The organism is Methanophagales archaeon (assembly GCA_021159465.1).
In the GTDB taxonomy this organism is placed as follows: Archaea; Halobacteriota; Syntropharchaeia; order Alkanophagales; family Methanospirareceae; genus G60ANME1.
This window is the reverse complement of sequence record JAGGRR010000082.1, coordinates 1-7927: the sequence shown is the minus strand read 5'-3', so window position 1 is coordinate 7927 and position 7927 is coordinate 1. Positions and strand designations below refer to the sequence as shown.

The 7927-nt window shown below is 44.8% G+C and carries 9 protein-coding genes; 6 read left to right on the top strand and 3 right to left on the bottom strand.

Annotation, left to right across the window (positions count from 1 at the left end):
* Positions 1-193: 193 nt before the first annotated feature.
* Both J7J01_04470 and purS read right to left on the bottom strand, forming a co-directional pair.
* Positions 194-1579 (bottom strand): tryptophan--tRNA ligase, encoded by a 1386-nt coding sequence (locus J7J01_04470; GenBank protein ID MCD6210135.1) that lies wholly within the window; start codon positions 1577-1579, stop codon positions 194-196.
* Between the two features lie 9 nt (positions 1580-1588).
* The gene (gene purS, locus J7J01_04465) at positions 1589-1855 is read right to left on the bottom strand and encodes a phosphoribosylformylglycinamidine synthase subunit PurS (GenBank protein MCD6210134.1); all 267 of its coding nucleotides are present in this window, start codon (positions 1853-1855) and stop codon (positions 1589-1591) included.
* Between the two features lie 60 nt (positions 1856-1915).
* On the opposite strand from purS, the gene J7J01_04460 reads away from it, so the two are divergent.
* From J7J01_04460 to ribB, 6 genes are all read left to right on the top strand, one after another.
* Positions 1916-2302: a hypothetical protein gene (locus J7J01_04460; GenBank protein MCD6210133.1), complete on the top strand. Its 387-nt coding sequence runs from the start codon at positions 1916-1918 to the stop codon at positions 2300-2302.
* A gap of 22 nt (positions 2303-2324) precedes the next feature.
* Positions 2325-3419 carry a phosphoribosylformylglycinamidine cyclo-ligase gene (gene purM / locus J7J01_04455; GenBank protein MCD6210132.1) on the top strand — a complete coding sequence of 365 codons (1095 nt, stop codon included), beginning with the start codon at positions 2325-2327 and terminating at the stop codon, positions 3417-3419.
* Between the two features lie 10 nt (positions 3420-3429).
* On the top strand, positions 3430-4719 hold the full coding sequence (gene hemL / locus J7J01_04450) for a glutamate-1-semialdehyde 2,1-aminomutase (GenBank protein ID MCD6210131.1): 1290 nt from the start codon (positions 3430-3432) through the stop codon (positions 4717-4719).
* Positions 4720-4753: 34 nt separating this feature from the next.
* Positions 4754-5521: a rhomboid family intramembrane serine protease gene (locus tag J7J01_04445; GenBank protein ID MCD6210130.1), complete on the top strand. Its 768-nt coding sequence runs from the start codon at positions 4754-4756 to the stop codon at positions 5519-5521.
* A gap of 103 nt (positions 5522-5624) precedes the next feature.
* Complete coding sequence (locus tag J7J01_04440) at positions 5625-6302, top strand: DUF120 domain-containing protein (GenBank protein ID MCD6210129.1); 678 nt, start codon at positions 5625-5627, stop codon at positions 6300-6302.
* Positions 6299-6988, top strand: coding sequence for a 3,4-dihydroxy-2-butanone-4-phosphate synthase (ribB, locus tag J7J01_04435; GenBank protein MCD6210128.1), 690 nt, complete (start codon positions 6299-6301; stop codon positions 6986-6988). Before J7J01_04440 ends, ribB begins: the two co-directional genes overlap by 4 nt.
* A 105-nt stretch (positions 6989-7093) precedes the next feature.
* On the opposite strand, the gene J7J01_04430 is transcribed toward ribB, so the two are convergent.
* A complete protein-coding gene (locus J7J01_04430) occupies positions 7094-7318 on the bottom strand; it encodes a UPF0058 family protein (protein MCD6210127.1) in 225 nt (74 codons plus the stop codon).
* Positions 7319-7927: the final 609 nt, after the last annotated feature.

The following is a 7927-nucleotide window of genomic DNA, read 5'->3' as shown; positions in this document are numbered from 1 at the left end:
AACCAATAGCGAATTTTGCCCCATTCGACTTCTTAAGTTGGTCTTTTATGACTTGTATTAACTCCCTTCCAGGGCTATTATCTATTATGTTTGGCGCTATTCCATTGTTATTCATCTTATTTTAAACATCGCCCTTTATCTTCGTCATTTTATCATAGCTTTTAAGTGTTATTGGTATAGCCTTAGTCATGCTTTATAACAACCACTGCTTATAAAGCCCATGCTCCTTTAATACCTCCTTCGCACGCGCTCTCGCCTCCTGATGGCTCTTAATAAATGCGAACATCAATTCTGCCACCTCCGATTTGCATGTTTTGCACGTTCGCTTGCCGTTTTTACACTCCTCAAATATCTCCCTTATGTATGCATCCTCATCCACCAGATGGAACATCAATAACTCATAGACCGTACATTCCTCAGGCAACCCACCCAATCGCTTCTGCTCCTCTACCGTTACACGACCACCCGTCTTCGCTTGTTTAACTTTAGCAGCAGCATCTTCTGGTGGCTCTGTTAGCGCTATATAACTCTCAGGCACACTTGATGACATCTTACCGCCGGTCAGCCCCTGCATGAACCGGTGATAAATAGCAGCAGGCAGGAAGAAGCCATAACCTCCGTATTCCAGCTCCACTGCTCGCACTATTTCCTCTATCCCGTGCATGTATGCATCTATGTTACTCTCGGTAACAGGAGTGACAGGAGCGTGTATATATACATCCATGTGCATTTCGTGCATCTCATACTTCTTGAGGCTGGGATACTTCTCTTCTATCCTCTTTGCTATCTCTTCCACCGCTCCAGGCTTCGTACGCTTCACCCTTATGCTTATATACGGCTTGCACTCCTTAGCAGTATATCGCTTCTCCACACGGAACATGCGCATCCGTGCAGCTATATCCCTTGTCAATCTTATATGGGGGTCCTGATCAACGCCAACAGGAATAACTACCGGCTTTGGACCGCCATACTCAACCAGCTGTGGCTGCAATATGTCCGCATTCTGTACCAGCACGCTTATCATGTGTGAGATGTTCACATCGCCTGAGAATCCGTATATCGCACTCAACTCACTGAAGTTTACTTCCTTTCCTAACTCAAAAGCGAGGTCCTGCAATTTCTTATTACTGGACTGGAAATATATATGACCACGCTCTATATCGAAACCCAGTGCTATGAGACTTACTATATATTCATTCACACCTATCTCGTGGCATTTATCCCATGAGAGACCACGAACCGAGTGCGATTCCATATCCGCAATACATGCGAACGCTTCCCCACCCATCCGCTGGTGCCAGATAATCTCGTCCATCACCATCTTACCACCGAGATGAACACGACCAGAGGGCATGAAACCACTCATCACTGCGAACTTGCCCTTTGCCTCCATCGCTCTTAGCACGTCCTCATAACCCCGATGCCCCATGATGATACCTCTTCTCATGTACAGATGCGGCTTCTCTATTCGCTTCAGAAGCGGTCCAAACCTGGATATGCCAAATTCATCGAATAATCGCTTGTAATCCTTCTCCTTTATATCTGTAACACCCCAGGGGTCTATCTCTTTTACACGCATCGCTTTGCTCTACCCCAATATGTTTATCTCATACTCCTGAATAACGGGATTGGCAAGGAGTCTCTTACACATCTCTTCTACCTCGTGCCTCACCCTTTCCACGTCTCCATCCTTATTACCATCCCCATCTTCTACTTTTACATCTATTATAAACGTCTTAATTGTTCTCACTGCCACCACATTCGTGAATCCTAATAGATTTAATGCCTTCTTCGTATTCTCTCCTTCCGGATCCGCAACTCCATGCTTCAGTCTTATCTTTACCTCTACTTCCATATCTATTACTATTTATTGTGGCTTTATATCATTGGCTACTTACTATAATTAATTATGAGCATGAGCAGTGCTATTGGGACGGAAGCGGAAGAAAAAGTGGAACACTACCTCAAATTGAACAATAAATACCTCAATGAAGCAGAGGAGCTGATAAAGAGGAAGGATTACGTTCAAGCACAACCATTTAAAAAAGCGTTGACGGAAAAAGCTTCGCTGAAGCTATGGGGTGCTGCGAAGAGGGGCATCAAGATGAAATCTCATGGCGAACGGTACAAATTCGTAGCGAAGCTGAAAACAGAACCTGAAGATCCAGAACTGTCGAGGTTATTTGGGCTCGCTGGTGCTTCGCATCAGAATTTCTACGCGAACTGGTTACCTTCCGAAGTTGTAATTGACTACGCAGAAGCGGAGAAGGAACTTGTAGCAAAGCTCGATAGGGTTCTATAAAACACTTTTATGTTGAGGAGAGATGCAAGCAACTTATAGCGCAGCGGGCGTAGATACAGCCCAGGAGAAAGTTGGTTTAGCACAATTACTGACGTATATACGTAAAACGAGAGAGTTCAGGCGAGGCGGGGGTATCGGTGCACAGAAGCTGGATATAGGCTATTTTGCAAATGTGATTGATATAGGGCATGATATGGGAATGGCAATATCAACTGACGGCGTCGGCACCAAGATACTGGTTGCACAAATGATGAATAAATACGAGACTGTGGGGATTGACTGTGTCGCAATGAACGTTAATGATATACTATGTGTAGGTGCTGAGCCTCTTTCCATGCTCGATTATATCGCAGTTCGTGCACCCAATCCGCGTTTACTTGGGGAAATAGGTAAAGGGCTACTAAAAGGTGCTGAAATCGCACGAATAAATATCGCAGGTGGCGAGCTCGCACAACTGCGAGACATGTTATCTGGGGTGCGAACGGACTATGAATTTGACCTGGTAGGTACTGCAATAGGGATAGTGCCCCTTAACCATCTGATCACTGGGGCGGATATAAGAGAACACGACGTTATTATTGGACTGAGAAGCAGTGGCATACACAGCAACGGGCTCAGTTTGGCACGTCATGTAATTGCACAGCATCCAGAGATAATTAACCGCCATTTTGAAGGACTGGATAGTGATAAGACTCTGGGCGAGGAATTACTCACACCTACCCACATCTATGTACCTGAAGTTATGGATATGCTTTCTCACGGTCTTGATATAAAAGCACTTGTGCACATTACAGGTGGAGGGCTATTGAATTTGAACAGGGTACACTCTCCTTTCGGGTTTGTGATAGACTATTTGCCAGAGCCACATGCAATATTCTCGATACTGCAAAAGCTTGGTAATATCACGGAAGCGGAGATGTTCAGTGTCTATAATATGGGCATAGGATTCTGCGTCATTGTAGGGGAGCATGATGCTGATGCGGTCATTGATACCGCTATGCGCCATGATGTTGAAGCCTACAAAATTGGTTATACAGTGAAGGATAAGGACAAGAAGGTTATTATAAAACCAAGAAACTTATATGGGCTTGGAGATAAATTCTTCTTGCGGAGGTAAAAATGGTAAAATGGCAAAAATGATGAAATCCATAGAGCTGTATGAACGCGCAACAAAATATATGCCGGGCGGCGTTAGTAGTCCGGTGCGTGCATATAAACCATATCCATTCTTTACAAGCAGTGGAAAGGGCTCGCGGATATACGATGTAGAGGGCAATGGATATATTGACTACTGCTTAGCGTATGGACCTCTCATTCTGGGACACGCACCGGAGGAAGTGAAAGAAGCGATTAAAGAGCAGCTTGAGCGTGGCTGGCTCTTTGGCACACCACATGAAGGCGAGATAAAGCTTGCAGAGAAGATTATAGCATTGTATCCCTCGATTGAGATGGTCAGGTTCGTTAACAGTGGTAGCGAAGCGACGATGGCAGGTATAAGACTTGCGAGGGGTTTCTCTGGTCGTGATAAGATAATAAAGATAGAAGGTGGATTTCATGGTGCACATGATGGCGTTCTTGTGAAAGCAGGCTCAGGTGCCACCACTTTCGGTATTCCTGATTCCAGAGGCATACCTCCTGATCTGGTCAAGAACACGCTCCAGGTGCCCTTTAATGATATCACAGCGCTGAGCACCATCCTGGAAGCGAACGCAGGAGAGGTCGCTGCGGTTATAATGGAACCCGTTATGGGCAACGTGGGACCGATACCGCCGGAGGATAAGTATCTGGAGGATGTGAGGAGATTGACGAAGGAGCATGATGTCCTGCTCATCTTTGATGAGGTTATTACTGGATTCAGACTCGCACTTGGCGGTGCACAGGAATATTATGGGGTTATACCAGACATAACCATCCTGGGTAAGATTGCAGGTGGCGGTTTTCCAATCGGCATCTTTGGTGCGAGTAGAGCGATTATGGAGCTTGTAGCACCTGTTGGGGGGGTATATCAGGCTGGCACTTTCAGTGGTAATCCCGTCTCTATCACTGCGGGCATCAAGACGATAGAGATACTGGAACGTGAGAACGCTTTACCGCGAATAAACGCACTTGGCGACCGTATGCGTGCTGCATTAACCGATACAATACATGATTCAGGCGCAGGAGTAGAAGCTTATGTCTCAGGTGTTGGCTCTATGTTCAAGATATTCTTCAGTCCTTCGGGTAATGCTGTGCGGAACTATTCTGATGCGCTCATGTGTGACAAGAACAGGTATATGCGCCTTTTCCATAAGATGCTATCCTCAGGGGTATTCCTTCCACCATCGCAATTTGAGACGAATTTTATCAGCCTCGCACATTCCGAAGAGGATATAGAGACAACAATAGAGGCATATAAGGAGAACATCTCCAAAATTTAATAAATATTTATACAACTCTCTATTCCTCTTATACATGACTCGGTCACGCTGCACTGTATGCGGCAAACCTGCTTCGTACAGATGCAAATACTGTGGTGACACCCTTTGCAGAGAGCATTTCCCGCCCGATAGGCACTGGTGTGTAGGATATGGTAGTGGTAGTGGTAGTGATAGGGATAAAGATAGAAATAGGAATTATGAGCGTGAGCGTGCAAAGACTAAATTATTAGTTAATACGGATATCCCCAGGATATTCTCTCATAACTACTCATATCTGATTCTGTTCCTCATCTTATTCTCTTTTCTTCTGCAATTGCTCATTCCCGGCTACACTGATCTTTTGATCCTGATTCCTGGGTTGGTGATGGAGAGACCATGGACGCTGGTAACGCATATCTTCCTCCACTCTGTCCAGCGGCCTGAACACGTCCTTATCAACATGTTCGTATTCTTCTTCTTTGCACCCGTACTGGAGAGGCGAGTAGGGAGTGCGAAATTCCTGCTCATATTCTTCCTATCCGGCATCTTCGGGGGTCTTGGCTACTGTATGTCCTCTTCTCTTTATCCTGCACTGGGTGCGAGCGGTGCGATATGCGGCGTTCTTGGCGCGCTCGCGATGCTGATGCCGAGGATGAGGGTCTATTTTATAATATTTCCAATGGAGATGTGGATGATGGTGATTCTATTTGCGTTATATGATGTCTTCATGATAGGTGCTCAAGACTGGGTTGCACATACAGCGCATCTGTCTGGACTCCTGTTCGGACTGATTGCTGGCTGGATAGAGTCGAAAAAGAGTTGAGATTGAACTGAGAATGAGAGGATATGTTTTTATTTTTATATGTTTTTAGATACAAATATCCTATATATGAGATACATCTCAAAAATGTGAAGGTGATGGAAAGATGGGTGAGGGTATAATATTCTCGTTAAGAAAGCTTGCTCTGCTCGGTGCCATTGAACAACCAATCAAATTGTCTTCCGGGCATTTCGCAGAGGCGATAAAATCAAGCGTTCAAACTGCAGCGAGACGGCTTCAGGAGCTTGAACGCAAGGGTCTGGTGCACCGAAGGATAATTGCAGATGGGCAATGGATAACACTGACAGAGAAGGGTGTGGAGGAACTGAAGAAGGAGTGTTATGAATATCAGGCAATCTTTTCCACCGCAAATATAGAGGTAGAAATCGCTGGGCGGCTGATTACAGGTCTGGGTGAGGGGAAGTATTACACCACACTTGAGGGGTACAAGAAGCAATTCGAGACCAAATTGGGTTTCACTCCTTTTCCTGGCACCTTGAACCTGCACCTGGATTCCCATAGCATAGCAGTGCGTAAAAAGCTGAATTGGAGAAGAGGGATAAAGATAGAGGGGTTTGAATCTGAGAACAGGACCTTTGGAGGTGGCAGATGTTTCTCCTGTAAGATATTAAACCCCAGGGCAGAAGGGATCAAAAGTGCTGTTATCATTCCCGAGCGTACACATTACCCGGAAGATGTTCTGGAGATAATCTCTCCGGTTTATCTGCGCTGTGAACTTAATCTGGAAGAAGGAGATGAGGTAAGGACTAAAGTGAAGATATGATCCCAGACTCGGTAGAGAGGGGCATCGAACGTTTAAGAAGAGGGGAACTCGTCTTGATCTACGATGCAGAGGACCGTGAAGGTGAGACAGACTTGGTAATGCCTGCAACCATGGTGAGACCGAAGGACATAGCGTATTTCAGGCGCGAAGCAGGAGGGCTTATATGTGTTGCTATTCATCCATTTGCCGCTGAGAAATTCGGTCTTCCGCTTATCAGTGACATCTTGAGACGTTCGCCCTTGCGTGGAATGGTGGAGGATAATGGCGATCTGGTATATGATAAACGTTCTTCATTCTCTCTGTGGGTGAATCACCGCGATACATTTACAGGTATAACTGATAGAGACCGCGCGCTTACAATAAAGAAGATAGGGGAAGCAGTAGCAGAGGTATTGAATGGTAGTTCTGGTTCCTTCGATTTCCAATCCTCCTTCAGAACCCCCGGGCACGTTGCGATACTGAGAGCTGCTGACACCTTACTCGAGGAGAGAAGGGGGCAGACAGAACTTTCTGTAGCTCTCGCACTGCTCGCGGGCATACCTCCGGCGATGGTGATCTGTGAGATGCTGGATGGCAATACGGGATATGCGTTATCCAAGTCAGATGCAAAGAGTTATGCGCAGAGACACAACAGTGTATTCATAGAGGGTAGGGAGATAATAGAGGCATATAATCACACTTTTTAATAAAAGTTAACACATATTAGATCATAACATAATTTTTTTGTTACAAATCGGGGCACATAATTCAAAATAAGATAATAAACAAAGGGCAGTGGACTGCTCATCTGCTTATTTACGGATAAAGTTAATATTATTCCTCAGTGTTAACGATGCCAGTTCAGTTCCAAGCACGAGAACCGCCTGCTTGTGCTCCTCCTTGCTTCGATGTACCTGGAAAGGAGAGATACCCAGCTCGTTGTACTTCTCGAAACTACAGCCCAACCCATTTTCCTCACAATACTTCTTCAATTGCGCCAGCAGCAAATGCAAATGTACCAGCTCTTCTTTCTTCATGGATATACAATATAACATGTACATTTTCCATATTTAAATGTTTATATGCAGATAACATATGTGAATAGCACTATTCTAAAATGACAAACTCAAGTAGCTATCCTGTCGCCGAAAAGAAATAAAGGCTTTAACTCTTTGTCAATCCTCATATCGAAAGATGCAAAGAGTTTTCTTTTTCAAAAAAAGCTTTCTCCTAAGCATTGTGGAGATCCTCATAGCCGGCTTGGCTTGATATGTGTCTATGGTATCTTGAATTTGAATATTTCATATTTACTTAATATGGGGGCTATTGCCAATCGTGCAGTAACTATAAACGCCATATACTGCCATAACGCCAGATACTATGACGACCACCAGTAGCAGGTATTTATTGGTCATTTGATACAGTGCAGATACTCAGATATTTTTATATTTCGCTCATTAAAAAAAATTCGCTGCAGGCTGTAGGCTATAAGCTATAGGCTATAGGCTATAAGCTTGCATACCACAGCCTGAATGCGGGTATCCAATCGTTATACTCTTTTCCGTTGGCATCCTCGAACGAAGTGCAGGTAATGTTCCCTTCATTTAGCTGTTTGTAGGGTGCGTGTATTATCTGCGGATACGAGC